At 41.1% G+C, this 26,734-nt stretch carries 23 protein-coding genes and 1 tRNA gene; 16 read left to right on the top strand and 8 right to left on the bottom strand.

From position 1 onward, the window contains the following. Positions 1-5: 5 nt before the first annotated feature. The 3 genes from lptC to metG form a co-directional block, all read right to left on the bottom strand. Positions 6-1,265: an LPS export ABC transporter periplasmic protein LptC gene (gene lptC, locus NCWK1_RS16990; protein WP_103125516.1), complete on the bottom strand. Its 1,260-nt coding sequence runs from the start codon at positions 1,263-1,265 to the stop codon at positions 6-8. Next, entirely contained in the window at positions 1,262-1,894 is a 633-nt protein-coding gene (locus NCWK1_RS16985; protein ID WP_096585719.1) for a LabA-like NYN domain-containing protein, read from the bottom strand. Before NCWK1_RS16985 ends, lptC begins: the two co-directional genes overlap by 4 nt. 171 nt (positions 1,895-2,065) lie before the next feature. Then, on the bottom strand, positions 2,066-3,667 hold the full coding sequence (metG, locus tag NCWK1_RS16980) for a methionine--tRNA ligase (protein ID WP_103125515.1): 1,602 nt from the start codon (positions 3,665-3,667) through the stop codon (positions 2,066-2,068). A 375-nt stretch (positions 3,668-4,042) separates the two neighbouring features. Here metG and NCWK1_RS16975 point away from each other — a divergent pair, with 375 nt between their 5' ends. From NCWK1_RS16975 to NCWK1_RS16965, 3 genes are all read left to right on the top strand, one after another. Beyond that, the gene (locus NCWK1_RS16975) at positions 4,043-4,768 is read left to right on the top strand and encodes a lysophospholipid acyltransferase family protein (protein ID WP_096583903.1); all 726 of its coding nucleotides are present in this window, start codon (positions 4,043-4,045) and stop codon (positions 4,766-4,768) included. 317 nt (positions 4,769-5,085) lie between these two features. Further along, complete coding sequence (locus NCWK1_RS16970) at positions 5,086-5,913, top strand: alpha/beta fold hydrolase (protein ID WP_096583905.1); 828 nt, start codon at positions 5,086-5,088, stop codon at positions 5,911-5,913. Positions 5,914-6,088: 175 nt separating this feature from the next. Further along, complete coding sequence (locus tag NCWK1_RS16965) at positions 6,089-7,297, top strand: hypothetical protein (RefSeq protein WP_245894918.1); 1,209 nt, start codon at positions 6,089-6,091, stop codon at positions 7,295-7,297. An 88-nt stretch (positions 7,298-7,385) separates the two neighbouring features. On the opposite strand, the gene NCWK1_RS16960 is transcribed toward NCWK1_RS16965, so the two are convergent. Next, the gene (locus NCWK1_RS16960) at positions 7,386-8,090 is read right to left on the bottom strand and encodes a Uma2 family endonuclease (RefSeq protein ID WP_103125514.1); all 705 of its coding nucleotides are present in this window, start codon (positions 8,088-8,090) and stop codon (positions 7,386-7,388) included. A 179-nt stretch (positions 8,091-8,269) separates the two neighbouring features. Between NCWK1_RS16960 and NCWK1_RS16955 the strand changes: the two genes are divergently transcribed. From NCWK1_RS16955 to NCWK1_RS16925, 7 genes are all read left to right on the top strand, one after another. Next, positions 8,270-9,748: a leucyl aminopeptidase gene (locus tag NCWK1_RS16955; protein ID WP_103125513.1), complete on the top strand. Its 1,479-nt coding sequence runs from the start codon at positions 8,270-8,272 to the stop codon at positions 9,746-9,748. A 335-nt stretch (positions 9,749-10,083) separates the two neighbouring features. Beyond that, a complete protein-coding gene (gene plsX, locus NCWK1_RS16950) occupies positions 10,084-11,109 on the top strand; it encodes a phosphate acyltransferase PlsX (protein ID WP_096583911.1) in 1,026 nt (341 codons plus the stop codon). 91 nt (positions 11,110-11,200) lie between these two features. Next, a complete protein-coding gene (locus tag NCWK1_RS16945; protein WP_103125512.1) occupies positions 11,201-12,193 on the top strand; it encodes a beta-ketoacyl-ACP synthase 3 in 993 nt (330 codons plus the stop codon). A 76-nt stretch (positions 12,194-12,269) separates the two neighbouring features. Further along, positions 12,270-13,151 carry an ACP S-malonyltransferase gene (fabD, locus tag NCWK1_RS16940; RefSeq protein WP_103125511.1) on the top strand — a complete coding sequence of 294 codons (882 nt, stop codon included), beginning with the start codon at positions 12,270-12,272 and terminating at the stop codon, positions 13,149-13,151. A gap of 151 nt (positions 13,152-13,302) precedes the next feature. After that, entirely contained in the window at positions 13,303-13,941 is a 639-nt protein-coding gene (locus NCWK1_RS16935) for a lysophospholipid acyltransferase family protein (RefSeq protein ID WP_096583917.1), read from the top strand. A 100-nt stretch (positions 13,942-14,041) separates the two neighbouring features. Further along, on the top strand, positions 14,042-15,079 hold the full coding sequence (locus tag NCWK1_RS16930) for an AI-2E family transporter (RefSeq protein ID WP_103125510.1): 1,038 nt from the start codon (positions 14,042-14,044) through the stop codon (positions 15,077-15,079). A 93-nt stretch (positions 15,080-15,172) separates the two neighbouring features. After that, positions 15,173-15,466, top strand: coding sequence for a DUF2288 domain-containing protein (locus NCWK1_RS16925; protein WP_096583921.1), 294 nt, complete (start codon positions 15,173-15,175; stop codon positions 15,464-15,466). A gap of 64 nt (positions 15,467-15,530) precedes the next feature. Here NCWK1_RS16925 and NCWK1_RS16920 read toward each other — a convergent pair whose 3' ends face one another. The 3 genes from NCWK1_RS16920 to NCWK1_RS16910 form a co-directional block, all read right to left on the bottom strand. After that, positions 15,531-16,085: a YdcF family protein gene (locus tag NCWK1_RS16920; RefSeq protein WP_096583923.1), complete on the bottom strand. Its 555-nt coding sequence runs from the start codon at positions 16,083-16,085 to the stop codon at positions 15,531-15,533. Positions 16,086-16,365: 280 nt separating this feature from the next. Next, positions 16,366-16,439 (bottom strand) — tRNA-Arg (locus NCWK1_RS16915). Positions 16,440-16,471: 32 nt separating this feature from the next. Beyond that, positions 16,472-17,557, bottom strand: coding sequence for a tocopherol cyclase family protein (locus NCWK1_RS16910; RefSeq protein WP_096583925.1), 1,086 nt, complete (start codon positions 17,555-17,557; stop codon positions 16,472-16,474). A gap of 308 nt (positions 17,558-17,865) precedes the next feature. Here NCWK1_RS16910 and NCWK1_RS16905 point away from each other — a divergent pair, with 308 nt between their 5' ends. From NCWK1_RS16905 to NCWK1_RS16880, 6 genes are all read left to right on the top strand, one after another. Continuing rightward, positions 17,866-18,501: a hypothetical protein gene (locus NCWK1_RS16905; protein ID WP_103125509.1), complete on the top strand. Its 636-nt coding sequence runs from the start codon at positions 17,866-17,868 to the stop codon at positions 18,499-18,501. A gap of 333 nt (positions 18,502-18,834) precedes the next feature. Further along, entirely contained in the window at positions 18,835-19,350 is a 516-nt protein-coding gene (locus NCWK1_RS16900) for an HMA2 domain-containing protein (protein WP_146034001.1), read from the top strand. A gap of 204 nt (positions 19,351-19,554) precedes the next feature. Further along, complete coding sequence (locus NCWK1_RS16895) at positions 19,555-19,737, top strand: hypothetical protein (RefSeq protein WP_096583931.1); 183 nt, start codon at positions 19,555-19,557, stop codon at positions 19,735-19,737. Between the two features lie 285 nt (positions 19,738-20,022). Next, the gene (gloA, locus tag NCWK1_RS16890) at positions 20,023-20,457 is read left to right on the top strand and encodes a lactoylglutathione lyase (RefSeq protein ID WP_096583933.1); all 435 of its coding nucleotides are present in this window, start codon (positions 20,023-20,025) and stop codon (positions 20,455-20,457) included. A gap of 207 nt (positions 20,458-20,664) precedes the next feature. Then, positions 20,665-23,307, top strand: coding sequence for an ATP-dependent chaperone ClpB (gene clpB, locus NCWK1_RS16885; RefSeq protein WP_103125507.1), 2,643 nt, complete (start codon positions 20,665-20,667; stop codon positions 23,305-23,307). A gap of 203 nt (positions 23,308-23,510) precedes the next feature. Next, the gene (locus tag NCWK1_RS16880) at positions 23,511-24,581 is read left to right on the top strand and encodes an LOG family protein (RefSeq protein WP_103125506.1); all 1,071 of its coding nucleotides are present in this window, start codon (positions 23,511-23,513) and stop codon (positions 24,579-24,581) included. Between the two features lie 271 nt (positions 24,582-24,852). Here the strand turns inward: NCWK1_RS16880 and NCWK1_RS16875 are convergent, their stop codons facing one another. Further along, positions 24,853-26,682, bottom strand: coding sequence for a HEAT repeat domain-containing protein (locus NCWK1_RS16875; protein WP_103125505.1), 1,830 nt, complete (start codon positions 26,680-26,682; stop codon positions 24,853-24,855). Positions 26,683-26,734 lie beyond the last annotated feature (52 nt).

Genomic DNA, 26,734 nt, shown 5'->3' with positions numbered 1-26,734 from the left:
TACTGTTAGTTCTTCGGTTTTGGTGATTCGGGAATAATTTCTGTGACTACGCGATTACCTGTTTTACCGCCACTCACAACAATATTATCTGTTTCCAGATTACCAACGGCTGTATCTCCATTAAATGTTAAGGCTGGGCTGGCTTGGCGATAAACTACATTTCCCTGTGCTTCTAATAATTTTTTATCGAGATACCAAGTTAAATTCTGAGAAGTTAAAGACTGGCGACGCTGTCCAACGGCGTTAACATTACCTACTAAATAAACCGTTTTTTGCGGTATTTTCATCTCAGCTTGATTACCTGTCACCGTCAATTTTTCCGCACGGTGGAAGACGCGCACCGCAGAATTTGTCCTGACGTTTTCTGCATTCATATCCCAGATCATGGAGTTACTGAGGATTTGTACTGGCGGGTCTAATAAATCGGCTTGGGCATTTTGTTTAATAGTAACAATCTTAGTTTTTAAGTTAACTTCGGCGGAATTACCTCGGCCACGATCTGTGATTTGATTATTTTTATAACGTTCAAATTGTAAAGGGCGATCGCCAATTAATTGTTCTTGTTTAATTTGCCAAATTAAATGCTCAGTCCGCATTCGTAATTGGGGATCAGTAGAGTTAGCAACAACTTTGCCAAAAAAATCTACTACTTGGGTGCGGGTTTTAACTCTTGCTTCTTGCGCTACTGCTTGTAACTGTTTATGCTTACCGTTGATTTGATTGCGAACAATTAATAAATCTTCTTTAGGTAGCCATTCCATTTCATTCCCTTGTAAAACCACACCATTATTAGGGTCTGTGGCCAAGATTTTGCCTTTGAGAAATAGCCGTTTACCATCTTGTTGAATATCTGCTTGGTCTGCTTTAATTTGATAAATTACTTTGCCATCTTGATATAACTCTCCATAGGGACTTTCGGCTTGACCAATTTGTTTTTCTTTGGTGTATACTGCCTGTTTTGCTTTAACTTTCCAAAGCGGTCTTCCTACTTCGTCAGCTTGTTCTAAAGTTACATCAAAAAAGGTTAAATTACTCTCTGAATCTGCTGCTGATCGTTGATTATTTTGCTGAGAGCCTGTGGAAGATTTACCGCCACAAGCTCCTAAACTCATGATTAACAGTAAAATTAAAGGCAGGTAATACCAATTTGTTTTGATTTGAATAAAACTCTCAAAAGGAAATGTATGAAAGTGGGGGGATTGATATTTTCCCCCCATAAATCTTAAATTTCTTTTTGCTATTTGCCTGCCTTGCTGATGCTTCATGTATCTTGAATTTCTAGATGTCCATCATGGTCTGTGGGGTCATCCAAAAAACCGATTCCCGACAAAGGGCGATATGGGTAACTCTGGCGGGGTGTTTTTTGGATATCTTCTTTGATAGCTTCTAAATCAATGTAGCGATCGCTCACATTAATTAAACTATCACTGGTCATGGAGCGTAAACTCACAACCTCTACCCTGACACCACGATAGCTTACAGAATTGACAGCGTAGGCTAAATCGCCATCACCGCTCACCAAAACCGCAGTATCATAGGAATCGACTAAAGCCATCATATCAACGGCTATTTCTACATCTAAGTTGGCTTTTTTAGAACCATCTGGTAGCTGCACTAAGTCTTTAGCAATGACGCGATAACCATTCCGACGCATCCACAACAAAAAGCCTTGTTGTTTTTCGTTGGTTCTATCTACACCTGTGTAGAAAAATGCCCGCAACAGTCTAGATCCACCTGTTAAACGACACAATAACTTGGTGTAATCAATTTCAATTCCTAATTGCAGAGCAGCGTAAAATAGATTTGAGCCATCAATAAATATGGCGACTCGACCTCGATTCTCTAAAACTTGCTCTGGCGTAAATATCGAGTCATTTTCTAAATTATTCAACATTGTTGTCATACCTCATTTTTATCTGGTGATTTTTGATACGAATTTCCAACTTTTACATTTAGTTAGAGAGTTTTATGATAATTTTCCGGGGCTAATTATTTAAGTTCAGCCCCGATAAACTTTTTGAGATTTTTGAGAGATAAGAAAATTGTCTGAAAGAGATTAAAAAAACTAATCGTTTTTAGGAGGTTCTATGCGTTTAAAGATTGGTTGAGGATTCCCCAACAGTTGTTTATTAGATAGTAACCCCCATTTGGAATGAATGGAAAATGGGGCAGCATTTGCTGTTTGATTTTGTTCGTTAAAGTTGATTCCAAAACCCAGCTGCTGATAAATTTCGCTACTGATATTGGGAATAACTGGTGCAAGAAGATACGCTGACAGCCTCACAGCTTCCAAAACTGCGTAAAGCACTTTTTCTACTTCCTGCTGCTGTCCTTGTTTATATAGCGACCAAGGTGCTTGATCATCAATAAACTTATTACTGGCTTGTACCAATGACAGGATAGCTTCGCAGGCTTGATTGAAAGCTAACGTCTGATATGCTTGTTGAACCTTTTCCCCTAGATCTAAGCCAATCTTTTTCAAAGGATTGTCAGCAGAAATTGTTTCATCGGAAATTGACAGTTCATTACCAGCACAGTACTTCTTCACCATGTTCAAGGAGCGATTAAGCAAATTACCTAAATCATTTGCCAAATCTGCATTTAGAACATTAATGAATCTACTTTCATTAAAATCGCCATCTTTGCCAAATTCGATTTCCTTAAGAAAGTAATAACGAACCGCATCACTACCATATCTCTCGACTAGAGCAATAGGATCAAGGGTATTACCCAGCGCTTTACCCATTTTTTGCCCATCTTTGGTCAAAAAACCATGCCCAAACACTGTTTTGGGCATTGGTAAGTCTGCTGACATTAACATTGCTGGCCAGTAAACTGCATGAAAGCGCAGAATGTCTTTGCCAATTAAATGCAGATTAATCGGCCACCATGTCGCTAAAGCGTTATCTAAGGTTGGTTCAGCATCAGGTTCTAATAATGCTGTGACATAACCCAGCAGCGCATCAAACCAAACATACAAAGTTTGTTTTGGGTCTGTTGGTACAGGAAAACCCCAATCGAGATTAATGCGGGAAATCGAAAAATCTTGTAAACCTCGGCTCACAAAACTTAAAACTTCATTACGACGGCTTTCTGGTTGAATGAAATCTGGGTGAGATTGATAAAATTGTTCTAACTGGGTTTGATATTTCGATAACCGAAAGAAGTAATTTTGTTCGTCGCGCCACTCAACTTGTTTATTCGTATGAATAGGACAACGCTTATCCGCTAATAATTCTCTTTCTTCTTTAAATTCCTCGCAGGCTACACAGTACCAGCCTTTTTGTTGTCCTTGGTAGATATCGCCTTTTTGCCAAACTCGCCCAAAAAATTCTTTGACGATCGCTTCATGACGCGGTGCTGTTGTCCGACTAAAGCGATCATATTGAATGTTTAATTTTTCCCATAAGCTAACGAAACTAGGGACAATCTCATCACAAAATTCTTGGGGTGCTTTTCCTAAAGTCTCCGCCGAACGTTGAATTTTTTGCCCATGTTCATCTGTACCTGTTATTAGCAGTACCCGATGTCCCTTCAGCTTTTGAAACCGAGCCACTACATCTGCGGCGATCGTTGTATAAGCACTTCCAATATGGGGGACATCGTTTACATAATAGAGGGGTGTTGTCAGTGCAAATGTCTTGTCTGTTTTATCCACTAGGTTCATGCAAAATAAAAATAAATTATTAAACCGTTTTTTAATTAATTATGAGGGCAAAACCACGCAATTATATAACATTACTATCGCTTTTTCAAAGTCCCCCTTAATATTAGCAAATTTCTAGAGTTCACAAATGTTTGGTCATCAGTACAAATCTGGCTAATTTCTGCACTAAAAACGGAATAGAGCATTTTATATCCTTGAACTGATGCTATTTCTTACATAGTATTGTGACTAAAAGTACAACGCTCCAAACATAGAAAAATCATTTGCTTTTAATAGATAAGACATTTCTATCCTAAGACGGTCGTGGCATTAGTAAAGAAATGTAAAAATTGAATCAAGATAAACTACGATATTTTCCCAAAAATATATTTAGATATGAGTCTAAATAGCCCATTGGACATTTCTCGCTTACTCTTAGCAACGTTTTCCACACGAATGTTTCGCTATTACGAGGATCGCATTCCTGATGATGCAAGTTTGTTAATAGTGAGCAATCATCGCAGCTTTATGGATGCGATGATTTTAATGTCAGCTTTATCAAGTCCGATTCGTTTTGCTTGCCATCACTACATGGGACAAGTCCCAATTTTGCGAGAGATTGTCACCGGACAATTAGGTTGTTTTCCTTTAGATATCAATCAAAACAGGCAGCAAAGCTTTTTTGCCCAATCCCAGATGCTATTACAGTCTAAACAGATGGTAGGGGTGTTTCCTGAAGGGGCTGAACCAATGGTTCAATCGACTCCAGCATCTGTAGTTGGGGAATTTCAGCGGGGATTTGCCCATTTGGCGTTGCGTTCTGGCGTACCAGACTTAGCAATTTTACCAATTGCGATCGCTTCTTTAGAAGAAGTTAACACTACAGCTTTTCCCCTAAAAATGTTGAGTTTGTTTGACCCTTCCGAACCTTTATTTAACCAATATGGATGGCATCCGTTAGTAATATATCAACGGGTAGCTGTACTAATTGGTCGTCCTTATTGGATTACAAACGCTCATCAACACCAATATCATGGAAAACAAGCAAAAAAAGTGGTCTCTGAGCTAACCGAACACTGCCACAGCGAAATCGCAAATTTACTCCAGCAAGGATGTTATTAATGTATAAACCAGCAGAAAAAATTAATCGCGGCAATTTTTTGCTAATTTTACTTTAGGACTAATTGTAATTTGTTGCCTAGTTTTGATATATCTTGCTAAATATTGTCTGAGTATTATATTATCTGCTCATAAGATTGAGTTATCTTTATGAGAAATTTATCTTATATTTAAGTGAGTTGTTATTAGCTGAGTTATGATTTTAACAGAGTTTTGTCTGTAATACTGTAGCGAATCTAGTAAGCAATCACCCAAATCAAAAGATAGTTATTGTATGCAGGTAAATCTATCAAAATCGCTAAGTAAATCGAAATTGTAAAATGCCACAAGTTGAGCTAAAGCCTTGTTTTCTGACTCCGAAACGAGTCCAGCCAGAGTATCCATTGTTTGTTTATTTACCGGGAATGGATGGCACTGGTGAGTTGTTGCGATCGCAAACATCTGGGTTAGAAGCTGGCTTTGATGTGCGCTGTTTGGCGATCCCCAGAAAAGACCTGACAACATGGGAAGAATTAACGAAAAATGTCTTGGATTTAATTCATGCAGAATTAGAGAAAAGTTCCCAAAGACCAGTGTATCTGTGCGGGGAATCATTTGGCGGCTGCTTGGCGATGAAAGTAGCCACCAAAGCATCGCATTTGTTTAAACGCATTATTTTGATTAATCCAGCCTCAGCTTTTCGTCTGCGTCCGTTTTTAGATTGGGCATCCCAGATAACATACTTAGTGCCAGAATCTTTTTATGATGTCGGCGCATTGGGATTATTACCGTTTCTGGCATCCTTAGAACGGATGACTAGAAGCGATCGCCACGAACTGCTAAAAACCATGCGTTCTGTACCATCAGCAACAGTTAACTGGCGGTTGGCTTTATTAAGAGAATTTGCAGTGGATGACAGCCAGTTACGCCGCCTAACTCAACAAGTGTTGTTAATTGCGGGTGCAGGCGATCGGCTTTTACCTTCTGTGACTGAAGTTAGACGCATAGCTAGTATTTTACCTGATGCGGAAGTTTTGGTACTGCCAAACAGCGGACACGCCTGTTTGCTAGAAAAAGATATCAATCTCTATGAAATTCTCAAAAACAATAACTTTTTAGAAACTAGGGAACACAAGGTTTATAAGCTACAAGTTAAGGAAGTAGGTTGAGCTTAAGTAGTTCGACAAAAATAAACTCCTTGTTCTCTCTGCGCCTTTGGTTACTGAGTTTCGACAACGCACAACTACCACGCAGTCGTTGGCGCAGCCTCTCGTAGAGAAGTATGCGTTTCTAGGTGAGACAAGTTATCCCTGAAGTACTCAACAAACTTGTACTGGTTGGGAGATGTCAAGTCGCTTGAAATTTCGCTACAAACAGACTAGAGCGACTGGCAAAACAATGACAGAACAACCCCAAAAAAAACCAGAAGTAGAAATTACCCATCAAACATCCGCCACAGAAAAATTATCCCTATTTGACTCTTTAGCCACCACTGGTAAAACATTTATCGATACAGCCTGGGGACTTGGCGTAGCCGCAACAAAACAAACGCATCAATTATTTGGACAAGCAACTCAAACCACTGGTGAGGTAGTCAATTATCTCAATCAAAATTGGCTCATCCGCAAACTATCAGGATTTTTGAATCTTAATTGGTTAATCGGTGCTAGTGAAAATGTTGACCTAGAAAAAGCCGCAGCCACAGTCAAAAAACTCAAGCAACAACACCCCCAAGAATCGCCCAGCCAAATTTCTCACCACATCATGTTAGAAACAGCAACGAAAACTGGGGGGATTGGATTTGCCAGCAGTATTTTACCAGGAATAGCAGCAGCATTATTAGCAGTTGATTTAGCCGCAACCTTGAAATTGCAGTCGGAAATGCTATATCAAATTGCGGCGGCTTATAACCTAGATTTAAAAGATCCAGCGCGGAAAGGCGAGGTTTTAACAATTTTTGGTTTGGGTTTGGGTGGAAATCGACTGTTAAAAGCAGCCGGATTAGCTTTGCTGCGAAATGTGCCATTTGCAGGAGCCGCGATCGCCACTAGTTCTAATGCTGCCTTAAGCTATTCTCTAGGGTATGCCGCTTGTCGATTTTACGAAGCCAAACTAGATGAATCCGTTTCCCTATCATCGCCAGAAACTTTGGCAACCCTCAAAGCAGAAAGTGAAAATTACTTAGAAACAGCGATCGCTCAACAAGCAATCATGGATCAAATTTTAGTTCATATCATTCTGGCCAGCCATCCCGAAAAAACCTGGGAAAAAATCTTACCAGAATTGCAAGCATTGAACCTCAGCCCCAACTCACTGAGTGCGATCGCCAACAATATCAAATCACCGCAACCATTAGATACACTACTCAATCAACTCAACCGTGATTTTGCGATACCATTATTAGCTCAATGCCAAAGAATTGTTCAACTTGACAAGCAAACTACCACACTAGAGCAAGAAATAATTAGTGCGATCGCCAGCAAATTTAGCATTGATATCACCGCAGTTCAATCAATAGTTAATAGTTCTGAGGCAAAAACTAGTACATCATAGCGTCAATAAACAGACCCTGAGAAATTACTCAAAAGCCTACATAATCAGACTTCTTTCTTTTGCCTTTTGCCTTGTTGTACTAGCGCCTCTATTCTTGTTCAACTTGCTCAGGATCAATACCCAGGTCTCTGAGACGTTGCTTTAATTGCTCTACTTGCTGTTCAGCTTGCTGTCGAGCCAAAGCTTCTGCATCTATCCTTTGTTTTGCTTCTCGTAGTGCTTGCGCCTGTTCTGTAGGATTAAGCAGTTTTTCTCCTGTATCTTCTCGGTAAAAACCAATCAGTTCTCCTTCTACTTGCAACCGCAACCCTAAAGGTTCACTGCGATTGTCTGTAATCAATTCATATCTATCTTGCCACAACCGATAACCTTGCAACTGTTCTTGTACCCATTCACCTTTAGGGTCAAATAGCCAGTATTCTTTAACACCAAGTTGCTCGTACAAGGTTTTCTTAAATTCCTGATCGTGATTTTTTGTCCCTGCCGAAGTCATCTCAAAAATCACAGATGGAACTTCCCCTTCTTCCCACACTTTATAATTATCTCGACCACCAGGCGCGACATTAAAAATTATCATCACATCTGGTGCAACGCGCAACTTAGGAAAACCTTGAGCGTAGTAGAGAAATTGATTGGCAAGGACTGTTGCTTGTTGTCCTGCTAAATACTGACGCAGAATTTCTAGTGTCGCCAGTAAAACACATAGATGGGCATAGCTTTCTGCCACAGGTTCACCATCGGAACTAGGATAGAACACTTCTGCCCGTTGGTTTGGAGTCAAGGCTGAGGTCATAGTCATGCCATGCAGAAGGTTGGGATGTTTCAATTATAAAAGTCAATGGTCATTTGTCCTTTGTTAATGGTCAATGGTCAACAGTCAATAGCCAGCACTTGAAATCATATTTCCGACTTCACACTTCAAAATTTTGAGCAATACTGGTACAAGAAGGAATCTTTAAAGAAAATCCCAACATGGCAGCAATTCAACTTAGTAATCAGCCTCTGCTGGAGTGGGCAGGCGATAGTTTGGCAATTGGATTATTTGAAGATGCGGTAGAGTTAACAGGTGAACTGGCGACTTTGAATGAAAAGTTTGCTGGCATCTTAAAAGAAGTCATTGCCGAAGAAGAATTTACAGCCAAAGCCAACAGTACTGTCTTCACCCGTGTCAGTGGCGGTGGTTCAGTTAAAAAAATTATTTTAGTCGGTTTAGGAAAACCAGATGCGCTGAAAGTAGATAGTCTGCGGCGGGCGGCGGCGGCGGCGGCTAAAGTAGCAAAAAAGCAAAAAAGCAAAACTCTCGGATTTAGCTTTCCCTTGTGGAATAACGACCCAGGAGCCACAGCCCAAGCGATCGCTGAAGGTGTACAGTTAGCTTTGTACCAAGATGTTCGCTTTAAATCAGAACCAGACGATAAAGGGTCAAAGGTCGAAACAGTAGAACTGCTCGGTTTCGAGGGACAAGAAGCCGCCCTTACCCGTGCAAATCAAATTGTGTCCGGGGTAATTTTGGCACGAGAATTGGTTGCAGCCCCAGCCAACGCAGTTACACCCATTACAATGGCAGAAACCGCCCAAGCGATCGCCAAAGACTACGGTTTACAACTACAAATACTCGAAAAAGAAGATTGTGAAAAGTTAGGTATGGGTGCTTTTTTGGGAGTTGCCCTAGCATCTGACTTACCACCTAAATTTATTCATCTCACCTACAAACCAGAAGGCACACCGACAAAGAAACTCGCCATTATTGGCAAAGGTTTAACCTTTGACTCTGGTGGACTGAATATTAAAGGTGCAGGTAGCGGCATCGAAACCATGAAAATTGATATGGGTGGTGCAGCTGCAACCTTGGGTGCGGCAAAAGCGATCGCCCAACTCAAGCCAGATGCAGAAGTTCACTTCATCTCTGCCGTTACCGAAAACATGATTAGCGGTCGCGCTATGCACCCAGGCGACATCCTTACCGCCTCTAACGGCAAAACCATCGAAGTTAATAACACCGATGCTGAAGGGCGTTTAACCTTAGCTGATGCTTTGGTATATACCGATAAATTGGGCTTAGATGCGATCGTAGATTTAGCCACCCTCACAGGTGCCAACGTTATCGCTTTAGGTGAAGATATTGCAGGTCTATATACTCCTGACGATGCGATAGCTTCGCAGTTAGAAACAGCTGCTGCCACATCCGGCGAAAAAATTTGGCGAATGCCAATGGAAGAGAAATATTTTGAAGGCTTGAAATCTGGCATTGCGGATATGAAAAACACCGGGCCGCGCCCTGGTGGTTCGATTACTGCTGCTCTATTCCTCAAGCAGTTCGTTAAAGATACTCCTTGGGCGCACATAGATATTGCTGGGCCAGTGTGGGCAGATAAAGAAAATGGCTACAACGGCCCCGGTGCCACAGGCTACGGCGTAAGGATGTTAGTTGATTGGATACTCAATCAATAAAAAGTCAAAAGTTAAAAGTAAAAAGGCAAAAGTATCTTTCTGTTTACTTTTGCCCTTCGGGTGACGCTCCTAACGTCGCTAACGCTGACGCTAACGCCAGTCGCTCATGGGGGAAACCCCCAAGACCTCGCTGGCTCACCTTTTTACTTTTAACTTCTCGCGTGTTATCTTGGGCTTGCCGCCAAAATATGTTGCAATAGTGACAAATGATGCGGAGTACTGAGCAGTTTTTACTTGACTCAGCACTGAGTATGGGAATTTGGCAGTCAAAAAGTTAAGGTTTTTTAACAAAGCCAATCTGGTAAAATTTGTAAGGTTTCTAGAAGCTCTGAGCAATGGGATCGACTTGCGCACGGATAGCAATTGACGCGATGGGGGGGGATCATGCACCCAAAGAAATCGTTGCTGGTGCATTACGCGCCAGTGAAGAATTGGGTGTGAAAGTCTTGTTGGTAGGTGATCCCCAACAAATTAAAGCTGTCATGCCGCCAAAAACTACTTTGGAGAGGGTGGAGATAGTTCCTGCTGAAGAAGCGATCGCGATGGATGAGGAGCCTTTAAATGCGGTTAGACGCAAACGCAAGGCTTCGATTAATGTGGCGATGGATTTGGTAAAAAATCAGCAGGCGGATGCTGTATTTTCTGCTGGACACTCTGGGGCAGCTATGGCAGCAGCATTGCTGCGCTTAGGGAGATTGCCAGGAATTGATCGCCCAGCAATTGGTACAGTTTTCCCTACAATTATGGCTGGCAAGCCAGTGTTAATTTTAGATGTAGGTGCCAATGTAGACTGCCGACCTAAGTTTTTAGAGCAGTTTGCGATGATGGGTTCGATTTATAGCCAGTATGTATTAGGTACAGACACACCCAAAGTCGGGTTATTGAATATTGGCGAAGAAGATACAAAAGGTAATGAGCAAGCCCTCCGCGCCCATCAACTACTGCGAGATAATTCTTTAATTAATTTTGTTGGTAATGCTGAAGGGCGTGATGTGCTTTCTGGCGAATTTGATGTGATTGTCTGCGATGGTTTTGTCGGCAATGTCTTACTAAAATTTGCCGAATCTCTGGGAGGCGTAATTCTGCAAATTTTACGGGAAGAACTACCCCAAGGATTGCACGGTCAAATTGGCACAGCACTGTTAAAACCAAATCTCAAGCGAATTAAGCAGCGCATGGATCATGCGGAGCATGGAGGTGCTTTACTGTTAGGTGTGGCTGGAGTTTGTTTTATCGGCCACGGCAGTTCACAAGCACCTTCAATTTTTAGTGCAATACGGATGGCCAAAGAAGCAGTAGATAATCAGGTACTAGAAAGGCTTCATTCCCAATACGAAATCCTACAGCGTGGTAGCGGTTAGTAATGGGCTAGTTGTCATCCGTCATTTGTCCTTTGTTGTAGGAAAACACCAGAGGCAATGATCAAAATGCTGAGAGCTTGGGAGAGCAGGAGTGCAAAAGTTAGGCATAGCATTTACAGGAAGTGGCTCGGCAGTTCCGGAAACTTCCCTCGACAACCAGGCACTAACAGCGCTGGTTGAAACATCAGATGAGTGGATTACCACAAGAACCGGGATTCGTCAACGACGAGTATCACAACCGTCAGATTCTCTGAGTTCCTTGGCGGCGGCGGCTGGTCGTCGAGCGATCGCATCTGCCGGAATTCAAGCCACTGATATAGATCTGATTTTGCTGGCAACATCTACCCCTGATGATTTGTTTGGCACTGCTTGTAAAGTGCAGGCTGAGTTAGGCGCGACTAAAGCCGTAGCGTTTGACTTAACCGCCGCTTGTTCTGGCTTTGTGTTTGGGCTAGTTACAGCTGCTCAATACCTCAGAACAGGTGTATATCAGAATGTACTTTTGATCGGGGCAGACATCCTCTCTCGTTGGGTAGATTGGCAAGACCGCAGAACTTGTATTTTGTTTGGTGATGGGGCGGGTGCGGTAGTTTTGCAAGCTAGTGAAAGCGATCGCCTCTTAGGATTTGCCCTCAAAAGTGACGGTACGCAAAATCATTACCTCAACCTTGGCTATGCAGCTACTGCTCAAGAAATACTCCCAAACATCAACGTTTCTCAAGGCCATTACCAACCCATCACCATGAACGGCAAAGAAGTATACCGCTTTGCTGTGCAGAAAGTCCCAGAAATTATTGATAAAGCCTTATTTGAAGCTCATCTTACTGTTGATCAAATAGATTGGCTCATCTTACATCAAGCCAATCAACGCATTCTAGATGCTGTCGCTCAACGGCTAGGAATTCCCGAACAAAAAGTTATTAGTAATCTGGCAAATTACGGCAATACTTCCGCTGCTTCTATTCCTCTCGCCTTAGATGAAGCAGTGCAACAAGGCAAAATTCAACCTAACAACATCATTGCTGCATCCGGCTTTGGCGCAGGTCTTACCTGGGGTGCAGCCATCTTCCAATGGGGAAAATAAGTATTAAGTAAAAAGTAAAAAGTAAAAATTTTTACTTTTGCTTTTTGCCTTTTGACTTCTTTATTGACTATTGACAATGACTAAAACCGTATGGGTGTTTCCCGGACAAGGTTCCCAAGCTTTGGGAATGGGAATGGATCTACTAGATATACCCTCCGCCAAAGAGAAATTTGACCAAGCGGAGGCAATTTTGGGTTGGTCTGTAACTGATGTCTGCCAAAACCAAGAAGAAAAGTTAGCACAGACACTTTATACTCAGCCCTGTCTTTACGTTGTGGAAAGTATTCTCGCGGACTTGATGCGAGAAAGGGGACAGCAACCAGATTTGGTGGCGGGGCATAGTTTGGGTGAATATATTGCCCTTTATGTCGCTGGGGTTTTTGAATGGTCGGCAGGATTGCATTTAGTCAAACGTCGTGCAGAACTGATGGATAGTGCCGCAGGTGGGATGATGGCGGCGTTAATGAACTTTGACAAAGAACAATTAGATGCAGTTATAGCCGCAACACCAAATGTAGTTTTGGCAAATGATAACAGTCCCGCACAGGTGGTAATTTCTGGTACTCCTGATGCTGTACAAGCGGTCATGTCTCAAGTTAAAGCCAAACGTGCTATTCCTTTAAAAGTCTCTGGGGCGTTTCACTCACATTTAATGGCGGCGGCGGCGAATGAATTCCAAGAGATTCTGGAAACTGTTGAATTTCAGCCTGCAACTGTACCCGTGATGTCGAATGTTGAGCCTGTACCCTCGACTGATGCCCAAATTTTAAAACAGCGTCTAACTCAACAGATGACTGGTTCGGTACGTTGGCGAGAAATTTCACTGCAATTACCAGCTAATAACATTGAACAAGTCATAGAAATTGGCCCTGGTAATGTTTTAACTGGTTTAATTAAACGTACCACTTCTGATTTAATCTTAAAGAACGTCCGTAATGGTGCTGAATTACCGGACTAAAAAATTCAAAAGTGTGAAGTATGAAATACTCGACTTCACACTAGCCTGTGGCAAGCCCTTCGGGTTCAGCAGTTGCTTTAAGTCGGGGTACCCGCCCAACTCACTGCTTCACCGCTAAAAGCGGCTACATACTTCATAATTCATACTTCTTATGTCTCGCAGTCGTGAACCGTTTATTAGTCTGGCACTTTACCACGCCTTTAAATGGTCGGTTGTCAGCCCCATGCTTCATGCTTACTTTCAGGGCAAGATTTATGGTGTGGAAAATGTGCCGCAATCAGATCCATTAGTAGTTGTCAGCAATCATGCTAGTTACTTTGACCCACCCATTGTTTCTAATTGTGTGCGTCGTCCAGTAGCATATATGGCTAAACAAGAATTATTTGAAATTCCGGTTTTAGCACAAGCCATTAAATTGTATGGTGCTTACCCCGTGAGCCGAGGTAACGCCGATCGCAATGCCATTCGGGCAGCTTTAGAATGTTTAGAAAATGGTTGGGCTGTGGGAGTTTTTTTACAAGGTACTCGCACACCTGATGGTAGAATTACTGACCCAAAAAAAGGCGCAGCTTTACTAGCAGCCAAGGCGCAAGCACCGATTTTACCTGTGAGTTTGTGGGGAAGTGAAGGAATTCTAGAAAAAGGCTCGTCTCTACCGCGTGCTGTTCCCCTCACAATCAGAATTGGTGAGGTGATTGATCCTCCTAGTTCTACTAATAAAGAACAATTAGAGGCTGTAACCCAAAAGTGTGCAGCAGTAATCAACGAAATGCACGATTTAGGGCGTTGATAAGAAATATACTTTTAGGTAGTAGCGATCGCCACTCGATTTTTATATGTTGCTAATATCTACTAGCGATCGCTAAAATAATCTATTTTTTAAACATTATATGAGTGGATTGGATGCCAAGCATTTTTGGAATCGGTTGAATAATTTGGCGTTAGTCCGCTTTTTGCTTTTAGTGGCTGCTGGCTGGGCTTTTGTCCAACTTTTAGGATATTTTGAAGCAGTCATAGTTATTTTTACATTCGCCGCAATTTTAGCGTTCTTACTTAGCTACCCTGTATATTGGTTGCGGCGATTTTTGCCTCATGGTGTGTCCGTGATTTTCGTTTTCTTGCTCAGTATCGTGATTTTGGGAGGCTTGATGATCACCGTTGGGATTGCGGTGTTATCTCAAGGACAGCAATTAATCGATAGTATTTCTGGTTTTTTAACTTCTCTTGCGCCTTTTTTAGAAAGAATAGAAGAATTTCTCAGGAACCGCAATCTACAAATAGATTTAAGTGTCATTGAAGAGCAATTACGCAATCAGGCTATATCAGGTTTAGTCACCAGCTTAACTTTTTTACAACAGTTATTGACCAATTTCGTAACTTTTGTCTTGATTGCAGTTGTAGCATTTTTTATGCTATTAGATGGCGAAAAGCTATGGAATTTTATTTTAAAAATAGTCCCTAAACAGCGCCGAATTAGATTTACCAATATTATTAGACGGAGCTTTTTAGGGTTCTTTCGTGGTCAGTTATTATTAAGTTTATTTTTAACAACAACTAGTTTTATAGTTTTTCTATTATTACAAGTACCTTTTGCTTTATTATTGTCAGTAATAGTCGGATTTTTAGATATCATTCCTGGCATAGGCGCAACTTTAGGTGTTAGTACAATTACGTTGATTGTACTATCTCAAAATGTTTGGTTAGCATTAAAAGTCTTAATCGCTTGTATTATCCTTCAGCAGATTCAAGATAATTTGATTGCACCCCGAATTATGCAAAATGCTCTAAATCTAAATCCTGTGGTCGTATTTTTTGCTTTACTAGTAGGCGCTAGAGTTGCAGGTTTGTTAGGAGTTTTTATCTCTATTCCTATTACAGGAGTCATCGTATCTTTATTTGAAATTGATGAGATGAAAGCAGAGATTTAGTCAATAGTCAATAGTCATTGGTCATTTGTCCTTGATAATTCTTGACTAAACTCTAATGTAAAATCAAATTTAGAAAAAGAAAAACGTGAAGTCATGTCAGATTTAAGAGCAGAATTAACACAAAGCGTAGATGAAGCAGAATGGGAATGGTTAATTCCTCATGTACAACGTGATGCAGTAATTTTGGTAACGCCAGGGTTAAGTCTTGTAGATGTAGGAGAAGCGATCGCTAGTGATAACTCTCAATCTGTACAGCAGTGGATTGATGAGCAATTAATTACCAAACCTTCCGTAGACCAAGTAGGAGAATGGAATGGCGATCGGCAAAAACGATTCCACACCCTGATTTTACAACCTTTTGTTCTAGTCCAAGAAATCGCCGCATAAGTAAGTAAAAAGTAAAAAGTAAAAAGTAAAAAATTCATTATTTGTAATTTTGCCTTTTACCTTTTTACTTCCTACTCTCCATCCTTGATTTACCAACTTTTCTAACGCCATCAGCACCTGTATAACCTGTAGCTACCCACATCAAAGCTCTAGCTCCATCACGAATAGATTTCTCTAAAGGTTCAGGTGGTGATTCTGAAGGTACAGATACAGGCTGAAAATCAATTCCCCGGCTACCTAAGACAATCTCACCAATAACAGAAGCACGACGCATGTGGAAATCTGAGGTAATTAAATAAACCCTCTTGATGCCGTGGGCTTTTAAATCGTCTACTAAGCTGGTAAAATTAGTAACTGTATCTACAGCTTCATAATCTAAGTGTAAACGCTTGGGATCAATGCCAGCTTTGACAAATACCTTCCGCGTATATCTAGGTGGACTACCGCCAGAAATCCAAATCGGTAAATTTGGATGCTTACGAACAAACTCCGCTGTGAACTTTTCTCTCTCTAATTTTTTGGTTGAACCACCCAATACTAAAACCGCTTCAGGTTGTTTAGCTTGTTGTTGGAATTCTTTGTAACCAAGCCACATAAATAGGGGTAAGGCAAGAACCATAAACCGAAAAGATTTACCTGTAAACAAAAAATTGTTCTTCAAGGCTCTGTGATTTCGTGTAGGGATACGTATTCTTCTCTGAATAAGTCAAAAATATATGTTAGGTTAGCAGACTTTTGTCAAATCCACCCTATAGTTTGTTACCAATTTTGATGTTGATACAGATTAAATTCCGTATAAACGCTCTCGGTAAGTATTTATTAGTTAACTTCAGATAAATTTAGAAGATTCCGCAAAAACTACCGAGGAAATTTTTGGTGAATTTATTTTGATACAACGACGGGACTGGTGCGTCTCGAACGCACGGCCTAGCGCTTAGGAGGCGCTCGCTCTATCCAACTGAGCTACAGCCCCAACTATGAGGCATAAATATAATAGCAGTAGTTTTAGCTAGAGTGCCAAGAATTATCCCAAGAACCGCCGCCTATTTCTAAACCACACAGAGAACTCTGTGATTTTAGGATAATTTGAGATGGTTTGTCACTTACTTTTCGCAACTCTAAATTCAGTTTTCCTTGCATGGTATCCCGACAACAGAACTCTAAACCATTGGTTGTCGGCGCACGTAGGGGTGTACCTAGTAGATGCGTGGTTCCTGTCAATTCAACCTCGTAGTTTAGATTTTTAGCTTGCATTTGCCATCTACCCCAAGGTTGAATTTGCCATTGAACTTGCGAATTCCAAGGCACAAATTCATAAAATTTGCCTTGATAATGTACTCCAATCATGGCGACAGATTCCATCCACCACAACACACCGCGTCTACCACCACCCGCGGTTAATGCTAAGTCAGGTTCGCCATCAAAGCAATTACAGTTTAGCCAAAACCATTTTTGTGGAAAAGCCCCGCCCCAATTTTTCTCGCAGTAGGCTGGTGCGTTAGTGAATTGATAGATTTTGCCATTCCAGTCTATCCAACCACTAGCCAAGCCATGCGCCATCAAAATTTGCCAGCCAGGTTCAAAAATCTGTAAAAATGATAGCCAGCCAGCTGTTGATTGCTGAGGGCTATTTTGATTTCCCCAAGCGTATACTGGCTGAATTTCATATAACCAACGGCAATAAAAACCAGTTGCAGGATCACGAATTATTCCTTGGTTAATGGTGGCTGTAGCTTGATAACCCTCTTGAATATGTTGTTCAAATTCTTTTGGTAAAAGGTAGAGAGGTTGAGTGTTGAGGTTGGTTTTACCCCAATGTCCTAAAGCTAAGACATCTCGACTAGCCCAAAATTTGTCTACATCCGGAAAAGTGCGACATAAATACTGATCATCGGGGCCGAGAATTTGCGCTGCACCACCACTATAAGGTTTACCACCAATAGGGTCTTCAATTGAGTACATAAAGGCAAAGGTTTGTCCGCAGTCTGGCAAAGTTACACGATAATACCAACCTTCAAAAAAACGGCGACTACTGCCATCCCAATGATACCCACTGTGTGGTGTTTGATAATTTACAGGTAAGGAAAACATCTATATAAATGTTTGCTAATTGACTATTTTTTAGTATGAGCGATCGCCTGTAAACAAGCTTGAACATTTTTAGGCAACAGCTAATAACAGCATATCTCTACCCGAAACTAATTCTTTTGGCAGATGATAAACTCCCAACTTTAGATAGAACCATCTGTGCAATTACAGAGGGTATGCTGAATATCATTAAAAGCTAAGTAAAAAAAAGAACGCAAATTTATTTGGTTCTTGTCAGATTAGTATTGCAATTTCTTTTGTCGTCAGAGTTTAGCTTTTTTAGTACAGATTTTAGGAGTGTAATTAATAGTATGACTAATTCAGGCGATCGCGAAACTTATAACAACGAAACTAGACAAGAGTCTTACACAGATAATTACGGTAACACTCACACTAACCTGACACGCACCAGTGAAACAGTTAACAACAATCCCAACAATGTCAATTCTTATCGAAATGGTTATGCAAATGGTCGAGAAATTGAGCGTAACTACCAGCAAGCTAATTTAGCCGCCCGTGATAATGACAATGCTTCTCGTGGCTTACTATTGGGGATTTTGCTCACCTCTCTAGCTGGTTTAATTGTTGGTGCATTCTGGTACTTTAACCAGCCCAGAGAAACCGTAGTTAACGAAACTCAACCAATAGTGACTCCTTCACCTAAAAATGATCTTCCTACTCCCCAACCACAACAAACCACAATCATCGAAAGAACCAGAGAAGTACCTGTTGTAATTCCTCAACAACAAGTTCCAACCGTAAATATACCTTCCCCACCAGACATTAATATAACTGTTCCACCTCAACAGCCTGTAACTTCGGGAACACAAACCACTCCTCCAAAAGATAATCCTGCTCCAGTGGACAGTAGTAAAACTAAGGCAAAATCAAATACTGATTCTTCTACCACTGGTGATACTAGTACAGATAAGAGTAACTCTCGATAATAATTAATTGCCATAGTTGTAGAGGCGTTGCATTCCAACGCCTCTATTTTATTGTGTTTGATTATCTTCATACTTTTGATAGTTGCTGAGACTCTTCTGTGGATAGAGTTTTTTGAGATAGCTTAACATTTACTATATTTTGTGTTGTAAATAGTTTATTTAAAAGAAAAATAATTTAAAAACCTTACCTAGATAAATTAACTAGGAAACATATCAATAAAATTATTTTTTATTAAGTAAACCTGGGTTATGAATTATCTACAATTATTTAGCAAAAGACAAAATTATCTGAGCGATTTTCAGCGGAAAACTGCAAAAACTAGCAAAAATTTAATGCATGAGAAAACGCAAGCTCAACAAATATCATATAGCGTTGCTCATGCAATTAGTGGACGAATTCGCTTTCGGGTTCCTCGGCTATCAAAAGATGTGGAATATGCGAATAAACTCAAAGTAGCGATAGAATCTCAAATTAAAAATGCCAAAGTCCGAATTAATCCTACAGCCGCATCTGTTGTTATTCATTATCCATCAGGTTTAATGCCAGATGAACAAATGCGATCGCATCTAGTTAATCTCATTCAAACTGCCCAAAATATAGTTTTACCCACAAAAGTCAGTGCCAAAACAATTGCTGGGACTGTTTTTGATGCGTTGATTAACTTAATGGATAGCCTACGTAACGTCAACAAAGCACGTACTGCTATTCAGCATCAAGATATGAAAAAAGACTCTTGGGAGCGATTATTGTCAACTGGAGAAAGGATAATTAAAGGTTTCAAATCTGCTATAATGTTTATTCTGCCTCACAAGCAATGGCATTCACAGTCAGCACTAAACTCTGCTTAATTAGAGCATTTCCATATTTAGGCATGAGTCTAGAAGCAGAATATGAAAATACTCTTTTAAGTAAAAAAATAATTTTCTGATAGTTTACCAAACACGTAATATTTTGGTCGGTTTTTACTCTACCAGTCAGCTTGTTTTTAGCCAGAATGTAACTTAGTAGTGCAACATAGCACACTTTTATCTAGCTAAATCCAGAGGCCAAGTATGTTTCCTTTTTGGAGTAACGTCTGTTACGGTAGCGAACCTATTTCGCACAAAGCTCATTTAGAACGTAAACTCAAGTTCTTGACTTGGATGCGCGATGATTTAGAATCCAAGCTATCTGGTATTAATGCTGCCATTGATACCATTCGACAACAAATAGAACGGGAAGATAGATCTGCTTAAACTTCTATTGATGACTGGTAAAGGAGTTTAGCTAAATCTGAGAACTTTTGATTCTGTTTGTTTTTGTATAACGCACCACCTTTTTTTGGTGGTGCGTTAAGTGTTTAACCGAAATTTTTGCAGAGTAAATCATCTCGAAATACATAAAAATTCAGCATTAGAGACATATTAGGGTATGTTTATACAAAAATATCTCTTCTGTTAGAGGCTCATCCTCTTGATCAGTCCCTTGTAAAATGTTGGCAGCAATCAATAAATCCTACAGAACCAAAGTAAAAAATCATTATGCGCTTACTACATACAATGCTGCGGGTGGGGAACCTAGAAGAATCATTGAAATTTTACTGTGAACTCCTAGGTATGAAATTACTCCGAAGAAAAGATTATCCAGGGGGAGAATTTACCTTAGCTTTTGTTGGCTACGGTGATGAAAGTGATAATGCAGTTATTGAATTAACTTATAACTGGGGAGTGGAAAAGTACGAATTAGGTAACGCCTACGGCCACATTGCGTTGGGAGTGGATGATATTTACACTACCTGTGAAGCAATTAAAAATCGTGGTGGTAAAGTTGTGCGAGAACCAGGGCCAATGAAACATGGTTCTACAGTAATTGCTTTTGTCGAAGATCCGGATGGATACAAAATTGAACTGATTCAATTGGGTAGTCAAGGATCAGCTGTGAAGCAATCCTCACAAGACCAACTCGTATCGCCATAATTTTGATTACGATTAGGGTGTAAGGTCTTTTTGATTCACAAGACTTACGCAAAACCTTGTTTGTTGAGGTTGGGTGTAGGGGGTGAGATCTTTTATCCTACGCTACTAATAAGGAGATGCCGCGATCGCCGGATAGTGCATCTAAGTCCTCCACCTTTCCCCAACCCCCAATTTCTTAAATAAAATCCGCCATTTAAAATCGTAACGATGCAGCCTACAGATCCTAATAAATTTACAGATAAAGCCTGGGAAGCAATTGTCAAATCTCAGGATATAGTTCGTGCTTATAAACAACAACAATTAGACGTTGAACATTTAATTATTGCCCTTTTAGAAGAACCCACCAGTTTAGCGATTCGCATCTTAGCACGGGCGGAAATCGACCCCATCCGCTTGCAACAGCAACTAGAAGCTTATACCCAACGTCAGCCCAAAGTTGCTAATAATGACCAGCTTTACCTCGGTCGCACTTTAGATGTGCTACTTGACCATGCTGAGGAAGCAAGAGTCAAAATGAAAGATACCTACATATCTGTAGAACATATTCTCTTAGGCTTTGCGGAAGACGAACGTATTGGTCGGCGAATTCTCAAAGGTTTTAATGCTGATAGTGGTACTCTAGAGGCGGCAATTAAAGCTGTGCGTGGTAGCCAAAAAGTGACAGATCAAAATCCAGAATCTCGCTATGAAGCACTGCAAAAATTTGGTAGAGATTTAACAGAACAAGCCAAAGCGGGCAAACTCGACCCAGTTATTGGCCGGGATGATGAAATTCGCCGCGTGATTCAGGTGTTGTCGCGTCGTAGTAAAAATAATCCGGTTTTGATTGGTGAACCGGGGGTAGGAAAAACTGCGATCGCTGAAGCTTTGGCACAACGTATAATCAACGGTGATGTCCCAGAATCTCTCAAAAATCGTCAATTAATCTCTTTAGATATTGGGAGTTTAATTGCTGGGGCGAAATATCGGGGTGAATTTGAAGACCGCTTGAAAGCTGTACTTAAAGAAGTTATCGATTCCAACGGACAAATTGTCATGTTTATCGATGAACTGCATACCGTTGTGGGTACAGGTTCCAATCAACAAGGGGCGATGGATGCAGGAAATTTACTCAAACCTATGCTGGCTAGGGGCGAATTGCGGTGTATTGGCGCGACAACTTTAGATGAGTACCGCAAATATATTGAGAAAGACGCAGCCTTAGAACGCCGTTTTCAACAAGTATTTGTCGATCAGCCGAACGTAGAAAATACTATCTCGATTTTGCGGGGTTTGAAAGAACGCTACGAAGTCCATCACAACGTCAAAATTTCTGATTCAGCATTAGTGGCGGCGGCTACTTTGTCAGCACGATACATTTCTGACCGCTTCTTACCCGACAAAGCCATTGATTTAGTTGATGAGGCGGCGGCGCAGTTAAAAATGGAGATTACCTCTAAACCTTCAGAATTGGAAACCATCGACCGCCGCTTAATGCAGCTAGAAATGGAAAAGCTGTCACTAGCGGGAGAAGAAAAAGTTCCTACCCAAACCCGCGAACGTTTGCAGCGCATTGAAGAAGAAATTGACACCTTAAAGGTAAAACAGCAAGAATTTAACGAACAATGGCAAGGTGAAAAGCAGCTGTTAGAAGCTATTAGTGTATTAAAGAAAGAAGAAGAAGCCTTGCGGGTGCAAATTGATCAGGCAGAACGGGCGTATGATTTAAATAAAGCTGCCCAATTGAAGTATGGCAAATTAGAAGGCGTACAGCGTGATCGCGAAGCCAAAGAAACCAAACTTTTAGAACTGCAAAGCCAAGGTTCGACTTTGTTGCGCGAACAAGTCACCGAAGCCGACATCGCGGAAATTGTCGCCAAATGGACAGGAATTCCAGTGAACCGTTTATTGGAATCAGAACGGCAAAAATTACTGCAACTCGAAAGCCATTTACACGAACGGGTCATTGGACAACATGAAGCCGTCGAAGCCGTAGCCGCAGCCATTCGTCGCGCCCGTGCGGGAATGAAAGACCCCAGCCGTCCCATTGGTTCATTTTTATTCATGGGGCCGACTGGAGTCGGTAAAACCGAATTAGCCCGTGCTTTAGCACAGTTTCTCTTTGATTCTGATGATGCTTTAGTCCGTCTAGATATGTCCGAGTATATGGAAAAACACTCGGTTTCGCGGTTAGTTGGTGCGCCTCCGGGATATGTTGGTTATGAAGAAGGCGGTCAACTTTCCGAGGCGGTTCGCCGTCATCCTTACTCAGTCGTGCTGCTGGATGAAGTGGAAAAAGCTCATCCCGATGTGTTTAATATTTTGTTGCAAGTACTGGATGATGGGAGAATTACTGATTCTCAAGGCAGAACAGTAGATTTTCGTAATACTGTGATTGTGATGACCAGTAACATTGGCAGTGAACACATTTTAGATGTGTCTGGTGATGATTCTAAATATGACATGATGCGGAACCGGGTAACAGATGCACTGCGATCGCATTTCCGCCCCGAATTTCTCAACCGTGTAGATGATATTATCCTGTTCCATACCCTCAGCCGTTCCGAAATGCGTCACATCATCCGCATTCAACTCAAGCGTGTTGAGAACCTGCTAAAAGAGCAAAAAATCTCTTTTGAAATCACCCCAGCAGCTTGTGATTACTTAGTAGAAATGGGTTATGACCCAGTTTATGGCGCACGTCCCTTAAAACGAGCAATTCAGCGAGAAGTAGAAAATCCCATCGCCACTAAATTATTAGAAAATACTTTTATTGGTGGCGATACCATCCTGATTGATAAAGATGAAGACAATTTGACTTTTAACAAAAAAGTGACTGTGAAAGTCTCAGTCCCACAGGTAATCACATAAGCATTTAACGTGAATTCGACAGATCAAAAAACCCCTCTCACACCAGTCACCTCAAGTCGGGAAACCCTCTCATAGCAGGGTTTTCCTGTGTTGTAGCCAGTGGCGTAGAGGCGGCAAAAGCTGAATATTTTTGTTTTAAAAAAACATTGTCAATATCAGCCAAAAATTAGGTAAAATGTAATGCCATTGTGCCAGCAGTTCTCATGACCTCATCTGCCTCGTTTGACACATTAGAGTCTCTGCAAGCGGATATCGCTGACTTAATCGATCGCCTACCGACTTTAAAAAATCGGCAATTTATCCAACAGGCACTTGCTACTATAATCCGTTTGGCTGATAGTGACATTGATCGTCTTGATTGGAAAATACTATCCTCTGCTTTAGCGGATATGGAGCGAGGCTTTGAGTTATTTTATAACTACCGACACGTACGTAAAGTAACTATTTTTGGTTCTGCCCGTTTATCATCAGAAACACCAGAGTACCAAATGGCGCTGGAATTTGGTCGCGCTGTGACTCAGTTGGGTTTTATGGTGATGACAGGTGGCGGCGGCGGGATTATGCAGGCTGGTCACGAAGGCGCTGGACGAGAAAATTCCTTTGGGTTAAATATTCAGTTACCCTTTGAACAGCAAGCGAACCCGATTATTGAAGGTGATCCAAAGCTGATTCACTTTAAGTATTTCTTTACCCGCAAACTGTTTCTCCTCAAAGAAAGTGATGCAGTTGCGTTGTTTCCTGGTGGATTCGGTACTCAAGATGAAGCCTTTGAGTGCATGACTTTAAGTCAGACTGGCAAATTTGGCCCTGTACCTTTAGTTTTAATTGACCATCCAGGCGGAGATTATTGGCGGTCTTGGAGCGATTATATTGATCAACAACTGGTACAGAAAGGTCTTGTGAGTCCAGAAGACCCTAGCCTTTACACTGTGACAGATAACCTGGAAGTAGCTTGTAACGCCATCACAGATTTTTATAAGGTTTATCACTCCAGCCGCTACGTGAGTAATCAGTTGGTGATTCGCCTCAGTTGCGATTTATCAGATGCAGAGGTAGAACGGCTGAACGCTGAGTTTAGCGAAATCCTGGTTAAAGGAAAAATTGAAAAAAGTCAGGCATTGCCTCAAGAAGCTCAAGATGAAACTTTAGAATTACCTCGGTTAATTTTGCACTTTAATCAACGAGATTTGGGGCGTTTATATCAGATGATTGCCACTATTAATCAAATGGGTAGACCTTCGCAACAGGAGATAGCCCATCCAGAGAGAAAGTAGTGCCAAGACTTATTGATTAACATTTTGCGTCACTTGTTAACCTTCAGAAAGTTTTGCAAAGCTTGTCTACAAGTCATACCGTTTCACTTTAAGTTTGATACAAATAGACCGCAGGGGAGCGAGCGCGTTGGGGAGACACTGCGTTGCGGAGGTTCCCTCAGTTGTAGCAAGTGTCGGCGGGTTTCCCGACTTGTAGCGACTGGCGTGGGCAAAGGAGCAGAGGGGCGGAGGAGAAATTATTCGTATCATTTATTTAGTGAAATGGTATCAGTTATTCAAATTTATTCAAGGCTTGTTGAACTATTTTCCGAACAATTGAGCTTTCATCTTCTAAGCATTTGTTAAGTGGTTCCACTGCTCGTAAATTTGCTAAATTACCTAACGCTAATGCTGCTTCACCGCGAACCCTAAAATCTTCATCTTTGAGCATTTCAATTAGAACATTCACCACCTGATCACCATTCATTTTTGCTAGAGCATGAACAGCCTCTAAACGCAAATCTGCATTCACATCTGGCAAAATATTGATGAGGGGTTGAATAGCTCTAGTTTCACCTCGCTGTCCTAGGTAATACATCGCACTTTTACGTAGCCAGTCATTTTTACTGGCTAATGTCAAAATTAACAAATCGACCATCAGCGGATTTGCAATCTTCGCGATCGCAGAAAGAGTGTTTGTTTGAATGCGACTTTCCGAATCTTGCAGCAACTGGGCTAATATTTCCAGCAAGTCTGGATATTGACGGGTAAGGAGAGTTTCGATAACTTGGTGAGTTGCTTGCTCCGAGCGTAGCCAATCTCTTTTGATCGCTTGCAACATACCTTCCTTGTCCTTAAGCAATTCCACCAAAATATCTGTAGTGCGGGAATCATCAATGAACCGTAAAGCATGAACCACAGCTAATTGGACATGAGGAAAACTAGAAACATCTCTGAGAAAACTACCATTGCTGCGAAACACTGCAATCAGAGGTTCTATAGCTCCCACATCGCCAAACTTGCCTAATGCTGAGGCGATCGCACCACAAGCGGTAGACTGATTCTCATGACTCAATGCTTCAATTAACGGTTCAATAGCTTGAGTATCGCCAAATTCTGCCAGCGCCCATGCTGCTTTAGTTCGCACAAAAAAATCTGCGTCTTGCAAACACTGAATTATTGGTTCAACGGCTCGACTATCTCCCAACTTTACCAATGATTCAATTGCATTGGTTCTGACTTCACTAGAGCGATCGCTTAAAGCTTGTAGAAGTGGCTCAACTGCTCGAATATCTCCTAATTCACCTAATTTTTTTGCGGCGAGAGCATGACCAGCATTGTCATAGAGTATATTTTGTAAACCAATTACTAACGGTTCCACACCAACTTGATTAGCTAAACCCAAATTCGCTAAATTATCTAACGTATTAGCTGCCATTCCTTGCAACATCCCAGCATCAGGACTCAATGGCGCAGCTTGCAAAGCCTGGATCAATTCTTCTAGGGCATTTGGATGAGACAAATCAACTTCACTAGCAACTGTTGGCAACTCAGGATTGTATGATTCATTCGTAGTCGATTTTTCTCTGCCTCGATAGTTATACTTACGGTGAATTTCTGCAACTTTTTGTTCGCCTGCCTCCATGTATCCTTCATCATCAAAATAATAAGCACCAGTTTCGTAACACTCTGCTGTCGCCAGCATTAAATCTGTTAAACTATCCCAGCGAATTTCTTCAATGCCACATTCTGGATCGATAAACCAAATAGGTGCAGAATCTTCTCCTGTAACAACAGCGTATCTATAATCACCATTAAAATCTAATATTGTTAGCCACTGCGGATTCCAATCAAAGCCCCAACTTAAAAAGTCTGCATACCATTTCAACGCCTCTTGCAAAGAGAAAAAATTGTCAAATTTAGGAACTATATAGCCATATTGGCAACCATTATGCCACCCGTAAAACTCGTATAATTCTTCTGGCAAGCGATAAGGAAAATTTTCAACAATTGCGTCTATTTCTTGGCGAGTTAATCCAGGCGCTAAACTCAAGGCAAATTCAGGTTGATGACTCACTAACCAAGTCTCAATTCTATCCAGCGCATCTGTTAAAAGTGACATAAAAATTCCGGTGAGTGTATCTATATACAGCACTTTGCGCGACTAACTGGTA

It is taken from the genome of Nostoc cycadae WK-1 (assembly GCF_002897135.1).
GTDB lineage: Bacteria > Cyanobacteriota > Cyanobacteriia > Cyanobacteriales > Nostocaceae > Nostoc_B.
This window is presented reverse-complemented; position numbering and strand designations above follow the sequence as displayed.

Coding starts and splice junctions, on each gene's coding strand:
- NCWK1_RS16895 (WP_096583931.1), top strand. CDS start 19,555: ATGTTTCCTTTTTGGAGTAACGTCTGTTACGGTAGCGAACCTATTTCG.
- plsX (WP_096583911.1), top strand. CDS start 10,084: ATGGGATCGACTTGCGCACGGATAGCAATTGACGCGATGGGGGGGGAT.
- NCWK1_RS16985 (WP_096585719.1), bottom strand. CDS start 1,894: ATGTTGAATAATTTAGAAAATGACTCGATATTTACGCCAGAGCAAGTT.
- NCWK1_RS16930 (WP_103125510.1), top strand. CDS start 14,042: ATGAGTGGATTGGATGCCAAGCATTTTTGGAATCGGTTGAATAATTTG.
- NCWK1_RS16955 (WP_103125513.1), top strand. CDS start 8,270: ATGGCAGCAATTCAACTTAGTAATCAGCCTCTGCTGGAGTGGGCAGGC.
- lptC (WP_103125516.1), bottom strand. CDS start 1,265: ATGAAGCATCAGCAAGGCAGGCAAATAGCAAAAAGAAATTTAAGATTT.
- NCWK1_RS16875 (WP_103125505.1), bottom strand. CDS start 26,682: ATGTCACTTTTAACAGATGCGCTGGATAGAATTGAGACTTGGTTAGTG.
- NCWK1_RS16900 (WP_146034001.1), top strand. CDS start 18,835: ATGCATGAGAAAACGCAAGCTCAACAAATATCATATAGCGTTGCTCAT.
- NCWK1_RS16965 (WP_245894918.1), top strand. CDS start 6,089: ATGTCAAGTCGCTTGAAATTTCGCTACAAACAGACTAGAGCGACTGGC.
- metG (WP_103125515.1), bottom strand. CDS start 3,667: ATGAACCTAGTGGATAAAACAGACAAGACATTTGCACTGACAACACCC.
- NCWK1_RS16925 (WP_096583921.1), top strand. CDS start 15,173: ATGTCAGATTTAAGAGCAGAATTAACACAAAGCGTAGATGAAGCAGAA.
- NCWK1_RS16910 (WP_096583925.1), bottom strand. CDS start 17,557: ATGTTTTCCTTACCTGTAAATTATCAAACACCACACAGTGGGTATCAT.
- fabD (WP_103125511.1), top strand. CDS start 12,270: ATGACTAAAACCGTATGGGTGTTTCCCGGACAAGGTTCCCAAGCTTTG.
- NCWK1_RS16880 (WP_103125506.1), top strand. CDS start 23,511: ATGACCTCATCTGCCTCGTTTGACACATTAGAGTCTCTGCAAGCGGAT.
- NCWK1_RS16975 (WP_096583903.1), top strand. CDS start 4,043: ATGAGTCTAAATAGCCCATTGGACATTTCTCGCTTACTCTTAGCAACG.
- NCWK1_RS16970 (WP_096583905.1), top strand. CDS start 5,086: ATGCCACAAGTTGAGCTAAAGCCTTGTTTTCTGACTCCGAAACGAGTC.
- NCWK1_RS16905 (WP_103125509.1), top strand. CDS start 17,866: ATGACTAATTCAGGCGATCGCGAAACTTATAACAACGAAACTAGACAA.
- gloA (WP_096583933.1), top strand. CDS start 20,023: ATGCGCTTACTACATACAATGCTGCGGGTGGGGAACCTAGAAGAATCA.
- NCWK1_RS16960 (WP_103125514.1), bottom strand. CDS start 8,090: ATGACCTCAGCCTTGACTCCAAACCAACGGGCAGAAGTGTTCTATCCT.
- NCWK1_RS16920 (WP_096583923.1), bottom strand. CDS start 16,085: ATGGTTCTTGCCTTACCCCTATTTATGTGGCTTGGTTACAAAGAATTC.
- NCWK1_RS16935 (WP_096583917.1), top strand. CDS start 13,303: ATGTCTCGCAGTCGTGAACCGTTTATTAGTCTGGCACTTTACCACGCC.
- clpB (WP_103125507.1), top strand. CDS start 20,665: ATGCAGCCTACAGATCCTAATAAATTTACAGATAAAGCCTGGGAAGCA.